Genomic DNA, 20,456 nt, shown 5'->3' with positions numbered 1-20,456 from the left:
ACCCGCGCGACAAGTGCGGTTGATTCTGATAATCGTTCGCATTAATGAAGCCGCCTTCATCAGCCGGGGCTATTATGCGCAATCACCTTCTCCTCTGCACCGTCGCCGTCACCGCGGCCGCCACCGCCCTTTCCACCGCGTCCGCGCGGGCCGAAACGCCGCAGGTCGCAGCGACCCAGATTGATCCGATCGTCGTGATCGGCACGCGATCGGAGCGGCAGGCGTCCCGGACGCCCGGCACGATCAGCGTCATCACTGACGCCGAGATCGAGACCATGTTGGCGACAGACATGAAGGATCTGATCCGGTATGAGCCGGGGGTCAGCGTGCCCACCTCCCCCGCCCGCTTCAGCCTGGCCCTGTCCGGCGCGGGCCGCGACGGCGATTCGGGCTTCACCATCCGGGGCATGGGCGGCGACCGGGTGCTGATCATCAACGACGGCGTTCGTCTGCCGGCGGGCTTCAGCTTCGGGGCCCAGGCGGTAGGGCGCGGCGGCTATAACGACCTGGACCTGACCAAGTCGGTGGAGGTCCTGCGCGGCCCGGCTTCGGCCCTTTACGGCTCGGACGGCGTGGCGGGTGCGGTGGCGTTCAAGACCAAGGATCCGGTCGATTTTCTGAGCGCCGGCCAGGCCTTCGGCGCACGGGCGCGAGTCGGCTACGGCTCGGCCGACGAGGGCTGGACCGAGGGACTGGCCTTCGCCGGCCGATCGGGCGCCTTGTCAGGGCTGATCGCCTACACCCGCCGCGACCATCAGGAGACGGAGAATAAGGGCCAAACCGGCGGGGTCGGCGCCGCCCGCACCGAACCCAACCCCCAGGACTTCGCCTCCAACGCCTATCTGGGCAAGCTGGTGTGGCAGGCCGCGCCGAACCATGTGCTGCGTCTGACCTACGACCATCTGGATTCCGACATGACCGGCGACGCCCTGAGCAGCCGGTCCGCGACCGTCCTGTCCGTCACCGCCCATGACGAGACCCGTCGCGACCGCATAAGCGGTGATTGGCGCTTCAATGATTTCGCCGGCCTGAGCGACGGCTCAATCGGCCTTTACTGGCAGGACGCCGAGACGCGGCAGTACACCTTTGAGGATCGCACGCCGGCCGTGGACCGGGCGCGGGACGTCACCTTCGACAACAGGGTCTATGGCCTGGCCGCCCAAGGGGCGCGGGTGTTCGGCGAGACGAGCGCGGTCCGGCACCGCGTCACCTTCGGCGGCGACTGGTCCAAGACGACCCAGGAGGGTCTGCGCGACGGCATCACGCCGCCGGTCGGCGAGACCTTCCCTGTCCGCGCCTTCCCGACGACCGATTTCCAGTTGGCCGGCCTGTTCGTCCAGGACGAGATCGAGGCGCTTGGGGGCGCCCTCAGCATCATCCCCGCCGTGCGCTACGACTGGTACGAGCTGTCGCCCAAGGTGGACGCCCGTTTCCCCGCCGCCGCCTCAGGACAGAGCGACGACCATATCTCGCCCAAGCTGGGCGTCGTCTATTGGACCGGCGCGCATCTGGGCGTCTTCGCCAACTACGGCCTGGGCTTCCGTGCGCCCTCGCCTATGCAGGTGAACAACTATTTCGAGAACCCGGTCTTCGGCTATCGCTCGATCCCCAATCCGAACCTGTCGCCGGAAACCAGCGAAAGCTTCGAGGCCGGCTTCCGACTGCGCGACATCGGCGTGGCCGGGGGCGTGATGCGTCTGAACACCACCGCCTTCGCCACACATTATGACGACTTCATCGACCAGGTCGCCGTCAGCGGAACGGGCGTGCCGGGCGTGGATCCTCTTGTCTATCAATACGTCAACCTGACCGAGGTGGACATTCGCGGCTTGGAAGCCCGTGCGGACCTCTATTGGGACAACGGCTTCAGCCTGATCGGGTCGGCCGCCTATGCCGAAGGAGAGCAGACGACCGACGGCCGCCGCACCGAACTCAGCAGCATCGATCCGGTCAAGGTGGTGGCCGGCGTTCACTATGCGGCGCCGTCTGGCGTTTGGGGCGGATCGGCCACCGTTACCTGGTCCGGCAATAAGGATAGGGCCACATACAATCTGTCTTGCGGCGCAGCCTGCTATCTGGGCGACAGCTTCACCCTGCTAGACCTGACCGCCTATTGGAACGTGACCGAACGCGCCACCCTGCGCGCGGGCGCCTTCAACGTCTTTGACGAGACCTACGGCTGGTGGAGCGACGTGCGGGGCCTGTCCGCCGCATCGACCGTCAAGGACGCCTACACCCAGCCTGGCCGCAACTTCGGCCTTTCCCTGACCTTGCGCCTGTAACCGCCATGACCGCACGTACTTCAAGGACACGCCCCATGCGCGCCATTCTGATCGCCGCCGCCCTGTTAGCCGTCGCCCCCGCCTCCCAGGCGCTGGCGACCGCCGCTCAGCCGCCCGTCGCCGCGGCGACCGACGCCTTCGAGCGGGACCGCCAGGCCATTCTGGCCCAGGCGGGCCAATACCGCGTCCATTTCGACATGCGCGAGAACGTCAGCTTCCGCGCCGACTATGATCCGCTGGAGGAGAAGCTGTCCGGCGGCAGCGAGATCGTGCGTGTCGTCTACGACAAGGGCGACCGGATCAGCCTGCAGCACATATTGGTGATGGAGCACGACGGTCAGACCATGGTGATCAAACACTGGCGCCAGGACTGGACCTATCAGCCGCAGACGGTCCTGACCTACGCCGGGCCGAACCGGTGGGTGCTGACCCCCGTCCCGGAAGCCCAGCGCCAGGGCGCTTGGTCTCAGACCGTGTGGCAGACTGACGATTCACCTCGTTACGGCGGAGTCGGCCGCTGGACCTATGACAATGGGCTGACGGCCTGGACGTCCGACCCGACCTGGCGACCGCTGGCGCGGCGGGACGCGGTGCGGCATCCGATCTACGACCGCTATCTGGGGACCAATCGGCACATCCTGACACCCGCCGGCTGGGTGCATATTCAAGACAACATGAAGATGGCCGGCCAGCCGGACGGTGCGCCGATCGCCGTGGTCCAGGAAGATGTGATCAACACCTACGACCGGAACGACAGCTATTCCCCCAAGCCGGGGGACGACTATTGGGCCAAGACCCAAGGCTTCTGGGCCGCCGTGCGCGACGCCTGGGATGCAGCCATCGTCGCCGGAAACGGAGTCCATCTGCAGCAGGAGGCCGAGACCGGCGCGGTCACTGGAGCGCCGCTGATGGATCTGGCCCAGTCGCTGGCCGACGGCGAAGTCGCTGAGGCCGAGGCCGTCGCCCGGGCTCGCGAGTTGATTGCCCAGGCCACATCAAGCCAGCCCGCCGCCGCCCGTTGAGGTCCGGATCGCCCGCCGCCGACGGCCTCAGCGCCGTTCGGTGGCCGAGGCGTCGCGGATGGCGTTGAACTCGGCTGTCGGCTTCCAGGCCGGCCAGGTGGTGCTGTCGGCCACCGTCAGACCCAGCCGGTACAATAGATCCAGGTTCTGAAGTGCGGCGGTGAAGTCGTAGTCCGCCCGCCATTCGTCCGTCAGCTTGTGATAGTAGCGAGCCATCTGGGCCTCGTAATAGGGTTTGCCCGCTTCGATTCCGCCCTCCACGAAATCACGGCCGCTCCACGGCATCAGAGCCGGCACCCCGCCTGCGGCGAAGTTGAAGTGGTCGGAACGGTAGTAGAAGCCCTCTTCCGGATAACCGTCGCCAGTGACGGTGCGCCCCTGGACGGCGGCGAACCGTCCCAGAACATCTTCCAGTTCGGACTTGCCGACGCCGAAGACCGCCACGTCGCGCGTCGCCGGGGTGAAGGGCAGCATGTCGATGTTGATGTCGGCCGCCGTCTTGGCCAGCGGATAGACCGGGTCGGCAGCATAGGCTTCAGAGCCCAGCAGCCCCTGTTCCTCGGCCGTGACGTGCAGGAAGACCACGGTCCGCTCCGGCGCCGGGCCGTTCTTGAAGGCGCGGGCCATTTCGATCAGGCCGGCCGTGCCCGAGGCGTTGTCCCAGGCGCCGTTGAAGACGTCGTCCCCCGCCTCGTTCTTCTCCCGCGCCTTGCCGACGTGGTCCCAGTGGGCGGAGTAGAAGACATATTCATCGGGCCGGGTCGTGCCGGTGATCTTGGCCAGCAGATTGTTGGAGTGGATGACCTCGGTCTTTTCGGCGATGTCCACGCTGAGCCGGGCGCCCAGATCGACGCCGCCGCCCAGGCCCGCCGTCTTGGCACGCGCCAAGGCCTGGGCCAGGACGTCGCCGCCGATGGCCGCTCCGGTCGCCATATTGATCGAGCCGGTGAAACGGGCGTCGCGCGCGCCCTTGACCGTCATCACCGGCCGGTTCGCGCCGCCGACGGCGCGGCGCCAACGGCCCTCGACGTCCTGAAGACTGATGACGCCGACGGCCCCGCGCTTCAGCGCCTCCTGGGTCTTGTGTTCGCCCGAGCCGTAGAAGTTGGGATCGGCGCCCATGGACTCTGGCTGACCACGCAGAATGACCACGACCTTGCCGGTGAGGTCTGTCGAACCATAGTCGTCCCAGCCCCGCTCGGGCGCCACAATGCCGTAGCCGGCGAAGACCAGGGGGGCGTCGGCGACCTTGACCACCGGATCGGCCGGGCCGGCCCGCAGGGTGATGTCCGCGCCCGACGTCAGATCATGGCTGACGCCATCGGCGCCGGTCCAGGTCGCGACGGGGGGCCGTTCGGGCGTGAACCGCACCAGATCGACCGGCTGGAGCCAGGAGCCGTCGCGCCCGCCCGGCTCCAGACCCATGGCCTCATACTGGGCCTGCAGATACTCCAGCGTCAGCCGCTCGCCGACCAGGCCGGGGAAACGCCCCTCCAGCCGATCGTCGGCCAGATATTTGATGTGGTCGGACAAGCGCTGGGCGCTGAACTGTGGGGTGGCGGCCGAGGCCACGGCGAAGGCGTCGGTCGCGGCCGAAGGCGGGACGACAGGCGCGTCCGGCGCCGTGGCGCAGGCGGCCAGGAGCAGGGCCGCAGCGGCGATGATGGAAGAACGACGCAGGATCATGAAGGTTCTCGAATGAGGAAAGACGGGAGGAGCAGCGGACTTAGCGGCGTTCGGCAGCGGAGACGGCGCGGACGGGACCGAATTCGGAGCCCGACTTCCACTCGGGCCAGTCGCGACCGTTCGCCAGGGCGCGGCCAACGTCATAGAAGACCGTCAGATCTTCGATCATTCCGCTGTAGTCCCAGTCCGGCGACCATTCATCGGCGGCCTGGTGATAGCGTTTGGCGCCGTAGTCGCTGCGCGCCGCCTGGCGCTCGGCGATCGGTTCGTCGCGGAAGTCGCCCCGACTGCCGGCATAGGCCATGGGCACGCCGCGCTTGGCCAGGGGGAAGTGGTCGGACCGGTAGTAGGTGCCGGCGGCGTTCTCGTAATCCGGCATCAGGGTGCGGCCCTGGGGCTGGATCGCGGCGGCCAAGCGCTCGTCGAAGTCGGACTGGCCGTAGCCGGTCACGCCCAGGCCGGTGACACGGCCATAGACGTTCATCGAATCCATGTTGAAGCCGCCCACCGTCCTGGCCAGGGGATAGACGGGATTGGAAGCGTAGTATTCAGCGCCCAGAAGGCCGCTCTCCTCGGCGGTGAAGCTGATCATGACGATTGAGCGTTCGGTCCGAGGAGCCCGACCGTACATCCGCGCCAGCTCCAACAGGCCCGCCGTGCCCGAGGCGTTGTCCACGGCGCCGTTGAAGATGCGGTCGCCCGTCTCGTCCGGCTCGCCCATGCCGATGTGGTCCCAGTGGGCGGTGTAGAGGACCGTCTCGTCCGGATGGGTGGTTCCCGGCAGGCGGGCGATGACGTTATGGGTGGTGACCTGACTGGTCGCCACATCGAACTCGGTCGAGAAGCCGGCGCCGGTCAGGGGCACGGGCTGGAAGTCGCGGCGGCGAGCCTGGGCCTTCAGCGTCTCGAAATCCAGACCGGCGCGGCGGAACAGATCGACGGCGACGTCGCGCTGGATCCAGCCCTCGACCGGAACCCGCTCAGCCGCCGCATTCTGGCGCAGGATGTCGAACTGGGGCACGCCCCAGGAGTTGGCGACCGTCTGCCAGCCATAGGAGGCGGGCGCCGTCTCATGGACGATCAGCACCCCGGCCGCGCCATGGCGGGCCGCCTCTTCATATTTGTAGGTCCAGCGGCCGTAGTAGGTCATGGCCTTGCCGCCGAAGGTGTTCAGGGCCGGTTCTTCGAAATCGGCGTCATTGACCAGGACGACCAGCACCTTGCCGCGCAGATCCTGCCCCTTGAAGTCGTCCCAATTCCGCTCGGGCGCGGTGATCCCATAGCCGACGAAGACCAGGGGCGCGTCCTTCAGGCTGACGTGCTCGGCCGGGCGGCGCGTCGAGAGGGCGACCTCGCGCCCCTGGGTCATCGGCAGGGTCCAGTCGCCCAGCTTCAGCGCCGCTTGGACGTTGGACTGGGTGAAGCGGTTCAGGATCACGTCCTGGGTCCATTGGCCGTTCGGACCGCCCGGTTGAAAGCCGGCGGCGGCGTATTGGCGGCTCAGATAGTCGATCACCTTCTGCTCGGCCGGGGTGGCGATGCCGCGTCCCTCGAAACTGTCGTCGGACAGGGTTCGAATGTCCTCGGCGATGCGTGCGGCGTCGAAGGCCGCGACCGGGCCAGAGCCTTCAAGCGCCGCCGGCGCGGCGCAGGCGGAGAGTGCGGCGCCGGCCATCAGCACGGCGACCAAGGAAGATCGGATACGCATGAACACAAGGCCCCACAGCCGCAAACAGAGGCTGAACCTTAGGCGGGGAAAGCCATCATGTCGATTCCGTGTCAGCGGCCAGGATGTCGCAAAACAAAGCCCGCCGAAGCGGGGCTTCGACGGGCTGGGTCTCGGTCTCAGTTCGGGCGCGCCTAGTGGGCAACGCCCTTCCAGATGCGGCGATAGCTGGCGTAGGTCAGGCCGGCGAAGATCAGCAGGAAGATGATCACGCCGAAGCCGGCCTGTTTGCGCTCGACCATCTTCGGTTCGGACGTCCAGGCGATGAAGGCCGCGACGTCCTTGGCGTACTGATCCACCGTCTGGGGCGAGCCGTCGTCATAGGTGACTTGGCCGTTCTGGAGCGGCGGCGGCATGGCGATGAAGCCGCCCTCGGGCACATGGTCCGGGTCGCCGGTCCAGAAGGGGGTCAGATCGCCCTGCATGTAAGGATTATAGTGCTGACCGGGGCGGATCTGCAGGCCGGCGGGCGGGGTGCGATAGCCCGACAGCAGGGAATAGATGTAGTCCGCGCCGCCGTGACGCGCCTTGGCCATGACCGACAGGTCCGGCGGCGCCGCCCCGCCGTTGCCGGCTGCGGCCGCGGTGGCGTTGGGATAGGGGGCGCGGAACTTGTCGGCCGGGGTGGCGTCGCGCTGGATCGGCTCGCCCGTCTCGCTGTCGATGTCGGGGACCTGGATCTCCTTGGCCAGGGCCTTCACCACCGGATTGTCGTTCGGATTCGGATATTTCGGATTCCAGAACGGCCCGTGGCGATCGCCCAGGTTCCGGTAGTGCATCAGGTTCATGCTGTGACAGGCGGCGCAGACCTCGTGATAGACCTTGTAGCCGCGCTGCAGCTGGCCCTGGTCATAGACGCCAAAGGGGCCGTCGAAGCTGAAGCCGCCGGAACGGGGGTGGGCCGCCCCGCCCTCCGCCAGGGCGGGCGCCGCCGTCATCAGGCCGAGGGCGGCGACCGCCGAAGCGACCAGTCTGGACATCGACACGCTCATTTTTCCAAAGCTCATGACGCTCAGCCCTTCTTCTCGGGCGAGGCGGGCGCGGCGGCCGGGACGGCGTCGCCCCCCGTCAGGACCGGTTCCGAGATCGTCGCCGGGATCGGCAGCGGCGTCTCCTTCAGCCCCACGAAGGGCAGGATCACCAGGAAGAAGACGAAATAGTAGAGGGTGAACAGCCGCGTCAGCCATAGGTAGGAGTTCACCTCTCCGTCGAACAGGACGAAGCTGGCCATGCCCGGAATGACCGGGGCGTCCGGCAGCTGACCGCCGCACCAGCCCAGGCCGACGCCGACCACCAGGAAGATGAAGAAGAAGGTCCGCATGGTCGGGCGATAGCGCATCGACCGCACCTTGGACGTGTCCAGCCAGGGCAGGACGAACAGGACGCCGATGGCGCTGAACATGGCGACCACCCCGCCGAACTTGTCCGGCACCGCGCGCAGGATGGCGTAGAAGGGCAGCATGTACCATTCGGGCACGATGTGGGCGGGCGTCTGCAGCGGGTTGGCCGGGATGTAGTTGTCGGCGTGGCCCAAGGCGTTCGGCTGATAGAAGACGAAGACGGCGAACAGGATCAGGAACAGGATGATCGCAAAGCCGTCCTTGACCGTGAAATAGGGGTGGAAGGGCAGAGTGTCCTTCTTGGCACGATCCTTCGGAATGAGGATGCCCACCGGATTGTTCTGACCGGCCGAATGCAGGGCCCAAAGGTGCAGGACCACGCAGCCCAGGATGGCGAAGGGCAGCAGATAGTGCAGGGAGAAGAAGCGGTTCAGCGTCGCATTGTCGATCGCCGGGCCGCCGCGCAGCCAGATCAGGATCGGTTCCCCGACCAGGGGCACGGCGCCGATCAGATTGGTGATGACCTCTGCGCCCCAGAAGGACATCTGACCCCAGGGCAGGACATAGCCCAGGAAGGCGGTGGCGATCATCAGGAAGAAGATCACGCAGCCGATGATCCAGATCATCTCGCGCGGCGCCTTGTAGGAGCCGTAGTACAGCCCCCGCAGCATGTGCAGATAGACGGCGATGAAGAACATCGAGGCGCCGTTGGCGTGGACATAGCGGATCAGCCAGCCGCCGTTGACGTCACGCATGATCCGCTCGACCGAGGCGAAGGCCAGGTCGACGTTCGGCGTATAGTGCATGGCCAGAACGATGCCGGTGACGATCTGCGTCATCAGGCACAGGGCCAGGATGCCGCCGAAGGTCCACCAGTAGTTCAGGTTCCTGGGCGTCGGCAGCGACATATAGTCGGCGCCGAAGCGGATGATGGGCAGCCGGGTGTCCAGCCATTTTTCGACGCCCGTCTTCGGGACGTAGGTGGATTCGTGTTCGCTCATTTCCTCCCCCTTCGCCCTCAACCGATCTTAACGCGGGTGTCGGACGTGTATTCGTAGTCGGGCACGACCAGGTTCAGGGGCGCCGGCCCCTTTCTGATCCGACCGGACGCATCGTAGTGCGAGCCGTGGCACGGGCAGAACCAGCCGCCGTAATCGCCGGCGCCGAAGGTCGGGACACAGCCCAGGTGGGTGCAGGAGCCGACCACGACCAGATATTTCTCATGCCCGGACTTGGTGCGTTCCGCATCCGTCTGGGGCGGGCTGCCGACGGCGCCCTCGGTAATGACCTTCTGCAGCTCGGCCGGGGTGCGATAGCGCACGAAGACCGGCTTGCCCTGCCATTTGATCACGACCTGCTGGCCCTCCTGAACCTTGGTCAGGTCGAACTCGATCGAGGCCAGGGCCAGGGTGTCGGCCGCAGGGTTCATCTGATTGATCAGAGGCCAGGCGATCATCGCCCCGGCGCCCACCGCAGCGGCGCCCGCCGCGATATGGATGAAGTCGCGGCGATTCGGATCGCCCTCGCCTTCCGGAATCACACCCGTTTCGGCCACGTTTCACCTCTCGAAGACCGCCGGGACCGCCTGTGTTGGCGCTCCTCTGCTACGGCACGAACCCTAAAAGCGCTGCCCTGTGGTCCCCTCGGCCTGTATTTGCGGCGTTCGCCGCAAGCTGCTGACGTTTCTTGCGAAACGCTCGCAAACAGACCGCGACAAACCCCCAGGTCGCGTATACCTAGGGCTTAGAATGCGTCTCGCCCTTTTTCAACCGGACATTCCTCAGAACGTCGGCGCCTGTATCCGGCTGTCGGCCTGTTTCGGCGTCGCCCTGCACGTCATTGAGCCCACAGGCTTCCGTTTTGACGACCGCGCCATGAAGCGGGCGGCCCTGGATTACGGCCCCCTATCGCACATGACCCGCCATGCGGATTGGGACGCGTTCCAGCGCGAGCGACCCGCCGGACGGCTGGTGCTCTTCACCACCAAGGGGGCGACGCCCCTGCCCGACTTCGTCTTCCAACCCACCGACACGCTCCTGTTCGGCAAGGAGACCGCCGGCGCCCCGGACTATGTGCACGCCGCCGCGGACGCGCGCGTGGTGATTCCGCTCAGACCCGAGGCCCGGTCGCTGAATCTGTCGGTCACGGCGGGCATCGCCCTTTGGGAGGGCCTCAGGCAGACGGGCGGGCTAGGCTGACCGTCCGATCTATCCCGACCGCCGCCAGGAAGTCCGCATCGTGGCTGACGACAACGAGGGCGCCGTCATAGGCGCTCAACGCCGCCTCCACCGCCGCCACCGAATCGAGGTCCAGGTGGTTGGTCGGCTCATCCAGCACCAGAAGCTGCGGCGGGCGCGTTCCCGTCATGACGCAGGCCAGGGCGGCCCGCAGCCGTTCACCGCCGGACAGGTCGCCGACCCGCCGATGCGCGGCCGTATTTCGAAACAGGAAGCGAGCCAGGGCCGCCTGGGCTTCTTGGACCGAACCGTCCGGATTCAGCCGCATCCAGGCCTCGACCAAGGTTTCCTGGGGGCGCAGCAAAGCCGCCTCCTGATCCAGCAAGGCTGCGGGAACAGGTCGCTGCACTTGACCCGAAGTCGGTGCAAGATCGCCGGTGATGAGCCGCAGCAGGGTGGTCTTGCCCGCGCCGTTCGGGCCGGTGACGGCGACCCGCTCCGGTCCGGTCAAGGTCAAATCCACAGGACCGACGATCCGCCGCCCGTCCTGTGTCGTCCAGACCGCCCCGCTCAAGGTCGCCACCGTCCGTCCCGCCGCAAGACCCGTGGCGGGCATGGGGATGGTTAGGGTCCGCACCCGCTCCACCCCTTGGCGCGCGGCGGCCAGGGCGGTTTCCGCCTCCGCCGCCTGGCGCGCGGCCAGCAACCGGTCGGCCGCGCCGCTGTTTTCGGCCCGCTCGGCCCGGGCGTCGATCAGAATCCTGGGCATGTCGCCCTTGGCCGCCTTGCGGCGTCCGGCCGCGTCCCGCCGCGCCTTCATCTCCGTGCGACGCTGGGCGTCCGCCGCCACGCGGGCCAGCGTCCGTTCAGCCTCGACCAGGTCGCGTTCGGCTGTTTCGCGCTCAATCGCCTTGCGCGCGACGTAGAGGTCGTAGTTCCCGCCATGGACGGCGACCCCCAGGCCGGACAACTCGACGATGCGATCCATGCGACGCAGCAGATCCCGGTCATGGCTGACCACCACCGCCCCGCCCTTCCAGCGACCCAGCACCTCGGCCACCCAGCGCCGCGCCTGGACATCCAGATGATTGGTCGGTTCGTCCAGCAGGATCAGATCCGGCGCCGCGAGGATCAGGCCCGCCAGCCTCAGCCGGGTCTGTTCTCCGCCGCTGAGGCTCCTCGTCGCCCGGTCCATCGGCAAGCCCTTCAGCCCGACCTCGGCCAAGGCCGAGGCGATCCTGGGCGCCAGCGTCCAGTCGGCGTCGGCCATGTCCTGGGCGTCGCCCTCGCCGGCCAGCAGACGGTGTATCGCCGCCAGGGCGGGCGCGACGCCCAGGGTTTGCCCCGTCGTCTCGTCCCGCGACGGATCGGACCGTTGATCCAGAACGCCGACGGAGGCGGCGCGCGTCACACTTCCCTCGCTGGCCGAAAGGTCGCCGGCGATCAGACGCAGCAGCGTGCTCTTGCCCGCGCCGTTGCGACCGACAACGCCGGTGCGCTCAGGCCCGAACGTCAGGCTCAGATTGTCGAAAAGCGTAACGCCGTCAGGCGTTCTAGCGGCGACCTTGTCGAGGGTCGCGAGCGCGGACGGGAACGCGCTTCGGCTTGGGCTGGTTGGCATGGAGGATCACGAGCAGCATGGCGGACAGGGCGGAACCGGTTGCCAGTGCGATGATCATGATCTTCGAGCCTCCTGCTCAAAACTCCTCAGAGACAGGAGGATGGGTCGTATTTATGCAATCCGCAAGTCCGGGGAGCCCCTGATATGAACACGCCCGCGTGAAGAGGGGGTGGCTCCGGGGTGGACCGATGGTCCGATGGCGCCCCGCCCACCAAGCCGCTAGGACGTCGGAATGGAGAGCCGCTTCCGCATAGAAGACCCTGCCGGAGCCGCCGCGCGCCGCGACGCGGCTGTTCAGCGGCTGCGCGACGAAACCGGCATCGACGAGGCGATGATCGACGCCCTGGTCGAGGGCTTCTACGCCCGCGTCCGCGACGACCGGCTGATCGGGCCGATCTTCGCGGATCGGATCGCCGACTGGGGCCCGCATCTGGCGCAGATGAAGCTGTTCTGGTCGTCGGTGGCCCTTTCGTCTGGCGTCTACCAGGGTCGGCCTATGCCGAAACATCTGCCCCTGCCGATCGACGCGCGCCACTTCGACCGCTGGCTTGAGTTGTTCGCCGAGACCGCCCGCGACCTCTGCCCGCCCGTCGCCGCGGCCCATTTCATCGAACGCGCCCGCCGCATCGCCGAGAGCCTGGAGCTCGGCGTCGCGACCGCAAACGGAGTGATGCTGGCCAAGGGCGAGCGTTTCTTGCGCCCGACACAGGCCTGGACGCCGGAGTAGGTCAACCGGGCTGGACGCGCCCAGCGCCGCAATGTTCACACATTGTTCTTGCTTAAATCGGGCAAATCATCCCCATATAGCAATGTCGCGCCGGAGCCCTCCGGCTCCTCTCCGCGTTTCCCGGACCGCATGACCGAAAAGCACAACTTCATCCGCGTTCGCGGCGCCCGCGAGCACAATCTCAAGGGCGTGGACCTCGACATTCCGCGCGAACAGCTGGTGGTGATGACCGGCCTGTCGGGCTCGGGCAAGTCGTCCCTGGCCTTTGACACCATCTACGCCGAGGGCCAGCGTCGCTATGTCGAAAGCCTGTCGGCCTATGCGCGCCAGTTCCTTGAGCTGATGGGCAAGCCGGACGTGGACCTGATCGAGGGCCTGTCGCCGGCCATTTCCATCGAACAGAAGACCACCTCCAAGAACCCGCGATCCACCGTCGGCACGGTCACGGAGATCCACGACTATATGCGCCTGCTGTGGGCGCGGGTCGGGGTGCCCTATTCGCCGGCCACCGGCCTGCCGATCGAGAGCCAGACCATCAGCCAGATGGTCGACAAGCTGACGGCCCTGCCAGACGGCGAACGCATCCTGCTGCTGGCCCCGGTCGTGCGCGGCCGCAAGGGCGAGTACAGGAAGGAAATCGCGGAGTGGCAGCGCCAGGGCTTCCAGCGGCTGAAGATCGACGGCCAATTCTACCCCATCGACGAAGCCCCGACCCTGGACAAGAAGTTCAAGCACGACATCGACATCGTCGTGGACCGGATCGTCACCAAACCGGATCAGGAAGGCCGCTACGCTGACAGTCTCCAGACCGCGCTCGGCCTCGCCGACGGCATCGCCACGGCGGAATGGGCCAGCGTCGCCGAGGGCGAGACAGCGCCGCGCACCCTCGTCTTCTCCGAACGCTTCGCCTGCCCGGTCTCGGGTTTCACCATCTCTGAGATCGAGCCGCGGCTGTTCTCGTTCAACAATCCCTTCGGCGCTTGTCCGGTGTGCGACGGCCTGGGGGTCAAGCTCGCCTTCGACGCCGACCTGGTGATTCCCGATCGCGACAAGAGCCTGCACAGGGGGGCGGTGGCGCCGTGGGCGCGCGGCCCCTCCCCTCTCTACACCCAGACGCTTCAGTCGCTGAGCCGCCACTACGGCTTCTCGATGGACATCGCTTGGCGCGATCTGCCGGCCCAGGCGCATAAGGCGATCCTGCACGGCACGGGCGCTGAGAAGATCAAATTCACCTATGACGACAACGCCCGCAAATACGAGGTCTCTAAGCCGTTCGAGGGCGTCCTGCCGAACCTGGAGCGGCGCTGGCGCGAGACCGACAGCGCCTGGGTGCGCGAGGAACTGGCCCGCTACCAGTCCGAGACCCCCTGCGAGGCCTGCGGCGGCAAGCGGCTGAAGCCCGAGGCCCTGGCGGTCAAGGTCGGCGGCGAGGACATCGCCGACATCTCCATGCTGTCGATCTCCAAGGCCTACCTCTGGTTCTCGACCCTGGAGGAGAGCCTGACAGAGAAGCAGATGGAGATCGCCCGGCGAATCCTGAAGGAGATCTGCGACCGGCTGCGGTTCCTGAACAACGTCGGCCTGGACTATCTGAACCTGTCGCGATCCTCGGGCACCTTGTCGGGCGGGGAGAGCCAGCGCATCCGTCTGGCGTCACAGATCGGTTCGGGCCTGACCGGCGTCCTCTATGTGCTGGACGAACCCTCCATCGGTCTGCACCAGCGCGACAACACCCGCCTGCTGGAAAGCCTGAAAGGGCTGCGCGACCTGGGCAATTCGGTCCTTGTGGTCGAGCACGACGAGGAAGCCATCCTGACCGCCGACTATGTCATAGACATGGGTCCGGCCGCCGGCGTCCACGGGGGCACGGTCTGCGCCGAGGGCACGCCGCAACAGGTTATGGCCAATCCCAACAGCCTGACCGGCAAATATCTGACCGGCGAACGGGAGATCGAAATTCCTGCCGATGGCCGCCGTCCGGTGGACCGCAAGCGGATGCTGAAGATCTCTAGCGCCAGCGGCAACAATCTGAAGAGCGTCACCGGCGAAATCCCGGTGGGCCTGTTCACCTGCATCACCGGCGTATCCGGAGGCGGCAAATCGACCTTCACCATCGAGACCCTGTACAAGGCCGCCGCGCGTCGCCTGAACAATGCGTCGGACGCCCCCGCCCCCTTCGACCGCATCGAGGGGCTGGAGCATTTCGACAAGGTCATCGACATCGACCAGTCGCCGATCGGCCGCACCCCGCGCTCCAACCCCGCCACCTACACCGGCGCCTTCGGCCCCATCCGCGACTGGTACGCCGGCCTGCCGGAATCCAAGGCGCGCGGCTACGGCCCCGGCCGTTTCAGCTTCAACGTCAAGGGCGGCCGCTGCGAGGCCTGCCAGGGCGACGGCGTCATCAAGATCGAGATGCACTTCCTGCCCGACGTCTACGTCACCTGCGACGTCTGCAAGGGCAAGCGCTACAACCGCGAAACGCTGGAGATCGTCTTCAAGGGCAAGTCGATCTCGGACGTCCTGGACATGACGGTCGAGGAGGCCGCCCAGTTCTTCAAGGCGGTGCCGCCGATCCGCGACAAGATGCTGACGCTGGAGCGGGTGGGCCTCGGCTACGTCAAGGTCGGCCAGCCGGCGACCACCCTGTCCGGCGGCGAGGCCCAGCGGGTCAAGCTGTCCAAGGAACTGTCGAAACGCGCGACCGGCCGGACCCTCTACATCCTCGACGAGCCGACCACCGGCCTGCATTTCGAAGATACGCGCAAACTTCTGGAAGTGCTTCAGGAACTGGTCGAGGCTGGCAACACCATCGTGGTGATCGAGCACAATCTCGACGTCATCAAAGTGGCGGACTATCTGCTCGACTTCGGGCCGGAAGGCGGCGACGGCGGCGGCGAGATCGTCGCGGTCGGCACACCGGAACAGGTGGCGGAGAACAAGGCCAGCTGGACCGGAAAATACCTCAAGGAGGTGCTGGATCGTCACGAGACCCGGCGCAAGGCGCGGGTCGCGGCCCTGGGTCAGGCGGCGACGCCCCCGCCGGCGAAGCGGAAGCGGGTCAAGGCCTCGGCCTGAGGTTTTACTCCAGACGCTGAAACGTCTCCGTCAGCCCTCCAGCTGCTTTAAGATGGCCGCGAACGGACTCCAAAGCAGGACGGTGATCAGTGCGAAACCGAGCGCCATCAGCGTCATCAGCAGCAGGGCCGCCAAACCCGCGCCTGCGCCGGAGCCGGACATGGCCGCCGTCATAGGCCAGGCGACGAGGGCCAGCAGCAGACCCACCAACAAGGCCATGGCGACGGCGAGCACATTCACGCCGATCAGAGGCCAGACGATGGGTCCGCTGCGCTTCCATCCTTCCAGGAGAGGAAGGCCGCGCCGCAGCACCGTGAGAGGCGCGACCAAGCTGAGTCGAGCCGCCACCCATAGACCCAGTGCAAAGGCGATCAGATTCACGACGACGCTTCCCGCCAGACCGATCGCCGCGTCGGCGCCCCGAGTGGCGAGGTCTGCTCCGACGTTCAATACGAGCTGAACGACGACCAGAATAATCAGAACCCCCAACATCCGAGCCTCGGTCTTGCCCAGTCGCAGGAAGCCGAACCGTCGTTTCTCAGGCTCAAGCACTGCGCGGTAGACGGCCGGCGCGACGAGGGCCTGGGCCAACAGCAACGGCGGCATGAATCCAGCCATGGCCAAGCCGAAGGCTTGTAGCGCTTCTGGCGACAAGGCGTTGATATCGCCGTTGGCGGCCTGCAACTCGGCCATATGGGGCATGATTGCGGGCGCCGCGAGCAGACTGCTCAATATGAGCCCGATCAGCCAGACCATCGACCAGAGGAGAACCGCCGCCGGGTTCTGGCGCGTCACGCGAAACCCCTCGAATGCGGCGTCGGTGGCGGAAAAACTCATGATCGAACTCCAGATCAGATTCGGCGCGACTCTAGCCCATCCCGTCGTCGGCGTCCGGTCCCAGACGCCCCTATCCCGAACCCTTTGTTGCAATTCGTTCTCACTTGCATACTCTGCCTCGGCCTATGAGGACGACCATGACCCGACATCCCCTCCACGCCGGCCTTTTGGCCTCCCTTCTGTCCGTCTGGGGCGCGGGCGTGGCCCAGGCCCACTCCCCCTATCTTCGGCCCAATCTGTTCGACGCGGGGCGGCGCGATCATGTGACCGTCGAGGCGGCCTTTACCGAGGAGGTGTTCAACGCCGAGGTCGCCATGCGGTCCGACGGCTTCCATGTAGTCGGGCCAAACGGCGACACGCCGATCAGCGCCGTCACCTATCTGCGCGATCTGGCGGTGTTCGAGGCGCCGACGCCGGTGGACGGCCTCTATCGTCTGTCATCCGGCCCACGCGCCGGCCGCACGACCAAGATGTACCACACCCCCTCCGGCTGGAAGATGGTCGGCGAAGAGGATGCGCCGCCCCCGCCCGGCGCCGAACTGGTCGATGTCCAGAGCATCACCGTCGCCGAGGCCTATGTTATGCGGGGCGTCCCCGACGAGGCGGCGCTGAAGCCCACCGGCCAAGGGCTGGAGCTTCAGCCTCTGATCCAGCCGAACCAGATCGTCGCCGGCGAGGACGCGACCTTCCGCCTGCTGTTCGACGGCCAGCCCCTGGCCGACGCGCCTGTCACCGTCTTTCGCGAAGCCGGCCAGTACGACGGCAAGACGATCGAGACCGAAACCGCCACCGACGCCTCCGGCGTCCTGACCCTGCGGGTCTCGGCGCCCGGCGCCTATATGACCCAGGTCCGCTACCGCACCGCCGCCCCGGCAGGCAGCCCCACCCCCTACCGCAGCTACACCCACACCCTGACCTTCACCGCCGACGCGGGGTGAAGGCGGAGGGGACCGTCATGTCGCGCCCTTTAGGCCGGGCAGCGCGTTTCGGTCTGGCTGGCATCCAGCTTGATCTCGGAGACCGAGACGGTCATCGCACCGCTGGTCGCCATGTGGAACGGAACCTCGACGCGCGACAGGTCCCCGCCGTCGGTGCGGAAACAGGTCAGGGGAATGCGGGCTTCGCGCCACTGGCCGACGGGGGCAGAGCGCAACAGGCCGGTCAGGTCCACCGCTCCGCCGCCCAGTTTGAACGCCACCGGGGCGGACGGCGCGACGTCAACACGATAGCGGAAGCCCAGGGCGACGGCGCCGTTGGCTTGGCGCGTCAGATCAACGGGCGTGCCCCAGATCTCGACGCTGGCCGGCCCGGTTCCCGCAAAGGCGAACTGCTGACCGCTCTCCTGGGCCAGGTCGTCTACCGGGCGTGAGGCGACGCCGGCGCGCGGGCTGGTCGTCGTCTTGGCCGTGCCGGGTCGGGTCTGACCTCCTGCGTCGTTCAGCAACAAGCTCCAGGGCGAGACGAACCGGCCGTCGACGAAATAGCGATCCAGATTGGTCGCCTGGGCCGAGACCCCGCTCTCCTCCGACAGCATTCCGACTCGCGCCGGCGCGGCGTAGGTCAGGCCGTAGCCATAGGCGAACTGCGGATCATAGCCGGGCTGGCCGTGGTTCAGCGGCGTTCCCGTCGCATCCTTGGGCCAGCTGAAGGACAGTTTGCCGTGGAAGTCGTGGCGCGGTTTGCCGTCGGCTCGGCCCACCAGGACGTCGGCGATCCCCCCGCCTTCGGTCCCCGGCAGCCAGGCGGCCACAAAGGCGTCCGAGGCGTTGATCTCCGGATTGGTCCACATCGGCCGCCCGGACAGGAAGACCGACACGGTCGGAATCCCCGCCGCCTTCAGCCGCTTCAGCATCTCCAGCGGCGCGGTCGGGACATAGTCTAGATTGTCCACGTCGCCTTGGAACTCGGCATAGGGGGTCTCGCCGAAGACGACGATCGCCACATCCGGTTTTTGGGTGAAGGACCCGTCCGCGCTCAAGGTTGCGGTCCCGCCGCCGGCCTTCACCGCCTCTTCGATCCCGCTCCAGATCGACTGGCCCTGGGGGAAGTCGGCATTCGTATTGCCCGTCCCCTGCCAGCTCAGGGTCCAGCCGCCCGAGGCCTGGCCGATGTCGTCAGCCGCCGTCCCCGCCACAAGCACCCGCGCATTGGCCCGAACCGGCAGGACGCCGTCATTCTTCAACAGCACCAGCGACTTGCGCACCGCCTCGCGCGCCAGGGCGCGGTGCGCGGGTGAAGCCAGCTCCTCGAACCGGCCTTCCATCGGCCGCGCCGGTTCGAACAGGCCGGTCTTGACCTTGGCCACCAGAATGCGACGCACCGCCTCGTCCACCCGCGCCATAGGGATCTCGCCCGACCGGGCCTGGGCCAGGGTCGAGGCGTACAGCGGCTTCCAGCTGTCGGGCGCCATCAGCATGTCGATGCCCGCGTTGACCGCCAGGGCGCAGCTCTCATTGGTGCAGCCCGGCAGTTGGCCGTGCGCGTTCCAGTCGGAGACGACGAATCCCTTGAACCCCAGCGGCCCGCGCAGGACATCGGTCAGCAGGGTCGGATTGCCTGAGTGCTTGTAACCGTTCCAGCCCGAGAAACTGGCCATGATCGACAGCACGCCCGCGTCGATGGCCTGGACGTATCCGCCCAGGTGGACGTCGATCAGCTCCTGCTCCGTGCCCCGGAAATCGCCCTGATCCTCGCCCTCGAAGGTGCCCCCGTCGGCCAGGAAATGTTTGGCCGATCCGGCGATATGGCCGGGCACCAGCGGCCGCCCCGGCTGCAGCTCGCCCTGAAGGCCCAGGGTCATCGGCCCGGCGTAGGACCGCTGGACCTCGGGGTCTTCGGCATAGCCCTCATAGGACCGACCCCAGCGGTCGTCGCGCGGCACGGCCAGGGTGGGGCCGAAGGTCCATTCGGCCCCCGTCACCGCCACCTCCAGGGCCGTCGCCTCGCCGATGCGCCGGATCAGGTCCGGATCGCGCGCGGCGCCCAGGCCGATGTTGTGGGGAAAGATGGTCGCGCCGGGGACATTGTTGTGCCCGTGAACCGCGTCGATGCCGTAGATCAGCGGGATCACCGTCCCGCCCCGGCTCTCGTTGGCGGCGCGGAAGGCGCGGGCCAGGTCCAGCCACTTCTGCGGCGGCGCCTTGTCGTCGCCCCAGGGGCCGGAGCTGCCGCCCGCCAGGATCGAACCCAGAGGATAGGTCTTCAGATCGTCGGGGGTGATGGCCGAAATATCGGCCTGGATCAGCTGACCGACCTTCTCCTCCAGCGTCATCCTGGCCATCAGTTCGGAGACGAAGGCCTCGGTGCGGGCGTCGGATATGGCGGCCGGGGTCGCGGCCTGCGGCCACAGGGCCGGGTGAGCACGCGACGCTTCGGGAACCGTCGCCGTCTGGGCCAGGGCCGGCGCGCCCCCGCTCACGGCCAGGGCCAGCACCATCAGGGACACAGTCGCGCGCATCGGACTTCCTCTCGGGATGAACCAGGAGGACGTGCGTCTGACGGATCGGAAAACAGGCGGACGGGCGCGACGGAACGGCGACGTCCCGATCCTTGCCCCTCAGCGCGTCTGCTCCCGAGCGATCGATCCGCCGCCCTTCGGCGCGATTAGGGCCGGGTCGGCCCGAGCCGTCAAGCCATTTTTGAGAACGTTCTCACAACCGCCCTGCGCACGATGTCGCAGGGCGGTCGGCGCGCGAGACTTAGTCCGGCAGGTCCTCGGCCAGGATCGCCATCTCGAACATGAAGGAGCCTTCCTCGTCCTCGTCCTCGAAGACGACGCCGATGAACTCGTCGCCGACATAGACCTCGGCCGAGTCGGTCTGCTTGGGACGGGCCTTCACGATGATGCCGCCGGTGTTGAAGGTGCGCTTGAGGTGGGCCTCGATGCGCTTCAGGTCGGTGTCTTTCACGGGGGGCCTCATGGTCTTGGGTTGGCCGCGGACCCTAGAGAAGTCGGGGCTT

The 20,456-nt window shown here is 67.1% G+C and carries 16 protein-coding genes; 6 read left to right on the top strand and 10 right to left on the bottom strand.

Translation table 11 applies throughout. The features are described from left to right. The first annotated feature begins 74 nt into the window (after positions 1-74). Positions 75-2,282 (top strand): TonB-dependent hemoglobin/transferrin/lactoferrin family receptor, encoded by a 2,208-nt coding sequence (locus JMT67_RS00835; protein WP_201462456.1) that lies wholly within the window; start codon positions 75-77, stop codon positions 2,280-2,282. 35 nt (positions 2,283-2,317) lie between these two features. Further along, positions 2,318-3,304: a DUF6607 family protein gene (locus JMT67_RS00830; protein ID WP_054765387.1), complete on the top strand. Its 987-nt coding sequence runs from the start codon at positions 2,318-2,320 to the stop codon at positions 3,302-3,304. Between the two features lie 27 nt (positions 3,305-3,331). On the opposite strand, the gene JMT67_RS00825 is transcribed toward JMT67_RS00830, so the two are convergent. The 5 genes from JMT67_RS00825 to petA all read right to left on the bottom strand — a co-directional run bounded on the left by JMT67_RS00825 (position 3,332) and on the right by petA (position 9,611). Continuing rightward, on the bottom strand, positions 3,332-4,990 hold the full coding sequence (locus tag JMT67_RS00825) for a M28 family peptidase (RefSeq protein ID WP_201462455.1): 1,659 nt from the start codon (positions 4,988-4,990) through the stop codon (positions 3,332-3,334). Between the two features lie 40 nt (positions 4,991-5,030). After that, complete coding sequence (locus JMT67_RS00820) at positions 5,031-6,698, bottom strand: M28 family metallopeptidase (RefSeq protein ID WP_201462454.1); 1,668 nt, start codon at positions 6,696-6,698, stop codon at positions 5,031-5,033. Between the two features lie 152 nt (positions 6,699-6,850). Beyond that, complete coding sequence (locus JMT67_RS00815) at positions 6,851-7,696, bottom strand: cytochrome c1 (protein ID WP_054766902.1); 846 nt, start codon at positions 7,694-7,696, stop codon at positions 6,851-6,853. A gap of 32 nt (positions 7,697-7,728) precedes the next feature. Next, a complete protein-coding gene (locus tag JMT67_RS00810) occupies positions 7,729-9,057 on the bottom strand; it encodes a cytochrome b (RefSeq protein ID WP_054765384.1) in 1,329 nt (442 codons plus the stop codon). Positions 9,058-9,074: 17 nt separating this feature from the next. Next, entirely contained in the window at positions 9,075-9,611 is a 537-nt protein-coding gene (gene petA / locus JMT67_RS00805) for a ubiquinol-cytochrome c reductase iron-sulfur subunit (protein WP_054765383.1), read from the bottom strand. Between the two features lie 193 nt (positions 9,612-9,804). Here petA and JMT67_RS00800 point away from each other — a divergent pair, with 193 nt between their 5' ends. Then, positions 9,805-10,254, top strand: coding sequence for a tRNA (cytidine(34)-2'-O)-methyltransferase (locus JMT67_RS00800; protein ID WP_201462453.1), 450 nt, complete (start codon positions 9,805-9,807; stop codon positions 10,252-10,254). Here JMT67_RS00800 and JMT67_RS00795 read toward each other — a convergent pair. Together JMT67_RS00795 and JMT67_RS16365 are read right to left on the bottom strand one after the other, a co-directional pair. Further along, positions 10,229-11,755: an ABC-F family ATP-binding cassette domain-containing protein gene (locus JMT67_RS00795; protein ID WP_233455909.1), complete on the bottom strand. Its 1,527-nt coding sequence runs from the start codon at positions 11,753-11,755 to the stop codon at positions 10,229-10,231. The genes JMT67_RS00800 and JMT67_RS00795 overlap by 26 nt on opposite strands. Before the next feature lie 31 nt (positions 11,756-11,786). Next, positions 11,787-11,912 (bottom strand): hypothetical protein, encoded by a 126-nt coding sequence (locus tag JMT67_RS16365; RefSeq protein ID WP_263596064.1) that lies wholly within the window; start codon positions 11,910-11,912, stop codon positions 11,787-11,789. A 174-nt stretch (positions 11,913-12,086) separates the two neighbouring features. Between JMT67_RS16365 and JMT67_RS00790 the strand changes: the two genes are divergently transcribed. Together JMT67_RS00790 and uvrA are read left to right on the top strand one after the other, a co-directional pair. Beyond that, positions 12,087-12,581, top strand: coding sequence for a group III truncated hemoglobin (locus tag JMT67_RS00790; RefSeq protein WP_054765380.1), 495 nt, complete (start codon positions 12,087-12,089; stop codon positions 12,579-12,581). Positions 12,582-12,710: 129 nt separating this feature from the next. Continuing rightward, entirely contained in the window at positions 12,711-15,659 is a 2,949-nt protein-coding gene (gene uvrA, locus JMT67_RS00785; protein ID WP_201462451.1) for an excinuclease ABC subunit UvrA, read from the top strand. A 30-nt stretch (positions 15,660-15,689) separates the two neighbouring features. Here uvrA and JMT67_RS00780 read toward each other — a convergent pair whose 3' ends face one another. Then, the gene (locus JMT67_RS00780) at positions 15,690-16,496 is read right to left on the bottom strand and encodes a hypothetical protein (protein ID WP_191555460.1); all 807 of its coding nucleotides are present in this window, start codon (positions 16,494-16,496) and stop codon (positions 15,690-15,692) included. Between the two features lie 137 nt (positions 16,497-16,633). Between JMT67_RS00780 and JMT67_RS00775 the strand changes: the two genes are divergently transcribed. Beyond that, positions 16,634-17,434, top strand: a complete 801-nt coding sequence (locus tag JMT67_RS00775) for a DUF4198 domain-containing protein (protein WP_182713673.1) — start codon at positions 16,634-16,636, stop codon at positions 17,432-17,434. Positions 17,435-17,463: 29 nt separating this feature from the next. Here JMT67_RS00775 and JMT67_RS00770 read toward each other — a convergent pair whose 3' ends face one another. After that, the gene (locus JMT67_RS00770) at positions 17,464-19,953 is read right to left on the bottom strand and encodes a glycoside hydrolase family 3 protein (protein WP_201462450.1); all 2,490 of its coding nucleotides are present in this window, start codon (positions 19,951-19,953) and stop codon (positions 17,464-17,466) included. A gap of 241 nt (positions 19,954-20,194) precedes the next feature. After that, entirely contained in the window at positions 20,195-20,416 is a 222-nt protein-coding gene (locus JMT67_RS00765) for a DUF3126 family protein (RefSeq protein WP_266100428.1), read from the bottom strand. Positions 20,417-20,456 lie beyond the last annotated feature (40 nt).

Origin of the sequence: Brevundimonas aurantiaca, from assembly GCF_904830995.1 — a bacterium.
In the GTDB taxonomy this organism is placed as follows: domain Bacteria; phylum Pseudomonadota; class Alphaproteobacteria; order Caulobacterales; family Caulobacteraceae; genus Brevundimonas; species Brevundimonas aurantiaca.
The sequence above is the reverse complement of the archived record's forward strand: the minus strand, read 5'-3'. Positions and strand labels throughout refer to the sequence as shown.

What these genes read in the sequence shown, in the direction of transcription:
- JMT67_RS00835 (WP_201462456.1), top strand. Translation starts at nt 75, where the DNA reads ATGCGCAATCACCTTCTCCTCTGCACCGTCGCCGTCACCGCGGCCGCC.
- JMT67_RS00830 (WP_054765387.1), top strand. Translation starts at nt 2,318, where the DNA reads ATGCGCGCCATTCTGATCGCCGCCGCCCTGTTAGCCGTCGCCCCCGCC.
- JMT67_RS00825 (WP_201462455.1), bottom strand. Translation starts at nt 4,990, where the DNA reads ATGATCCTGCGTCGTTCTTCCATCATCGCCGCTGCGGCCCTGCTCCTG.
- JMT67_RS00820 (WP_201462454.1), bottom strand. Translation starts at nt 6,698, where the DNA reads ATGCGTATCCGATCTTCCTTGGTCGCCGTGCTGATGGCCGGCGCCGCA.
- JMT67_RS00815 (WP_054766902.1), bottom strand. Translation starts at nt 7,696, where the DNA reads ATGTCCAGACTGGTCGCTTCGGCGGTCGCCGCCCTCGGCCTGATGACG.
- JMT67_RS00810 (WP_054765384.1), bottom strand. Translation starts at nt 9,057, where the DNA reads ATGAGCGAACACGAATCCACCTACGTCCCGAAGACGGGCGTCGAAAAA.
- JMT67_RS00800 (WP_201462453.1), top strand. Translation starts at nt 9,805, where the DNA reads ATGCGTCTCGCCCTTTTTCAACCGGACATTCCTCAGAACGTCGGCGCC.
- JMT67_RS16365 (WP_263596064.1), bottom strand. Translation starts at nt 11,912, where the DNA reads ATGATCATCGCACTGGCAACCGGTTCCGCCCTGTCCGCCATGCTGCTC.
- JMT67_RS00790 (WP_054765380.1), top strand. Translation starts at nt 12,087, where the DNA reads ATGGAGAGCCGCTTCCGCATAGAAGACCCTGCCGGAGCCGCCGCGCGC.
- uvrA (WP_201462451.1), top strand. Translation starts at nt 12,711, where the DNA reads ATGACCGAAAAGCACAACTTCATCCGCGTTCGCGGCGCCCGCGAGCAC.
- JMT67_RS00780 (WP_191555460.1), bottom strand. Translation starts at nt 16,496, where the DNA reads ATGAGTTTTTCCGCCACCGACGCCGCATTCGAGGGGTTTCGCGTGACG.
- JMT67_RS00775 (WP_182713673.1), top strand. Translation starts at nt 16,634, where the DNA reads ATGACCCGACATCCCCTCCACGCCGGCCTTTTGGCCTCCCTTCTGTCC.
- JMT67_RS00770 (WP_201462450.1), bottom strand. Translation starts at nt 19,953, where the DNA reads ATGCGCGCGACTGTGTCCCTGATGGTGCTGGCCCTGGCCGTGAGCGGG.
- JMT67_RS00765 (WP_266100428.1), bottom strand. Translation starts at nt 20,416, where the DNA reads ATGAGGCCCCCCGTGAAAGACACCGACCTGAAGCGCATCGAGGCCCAC.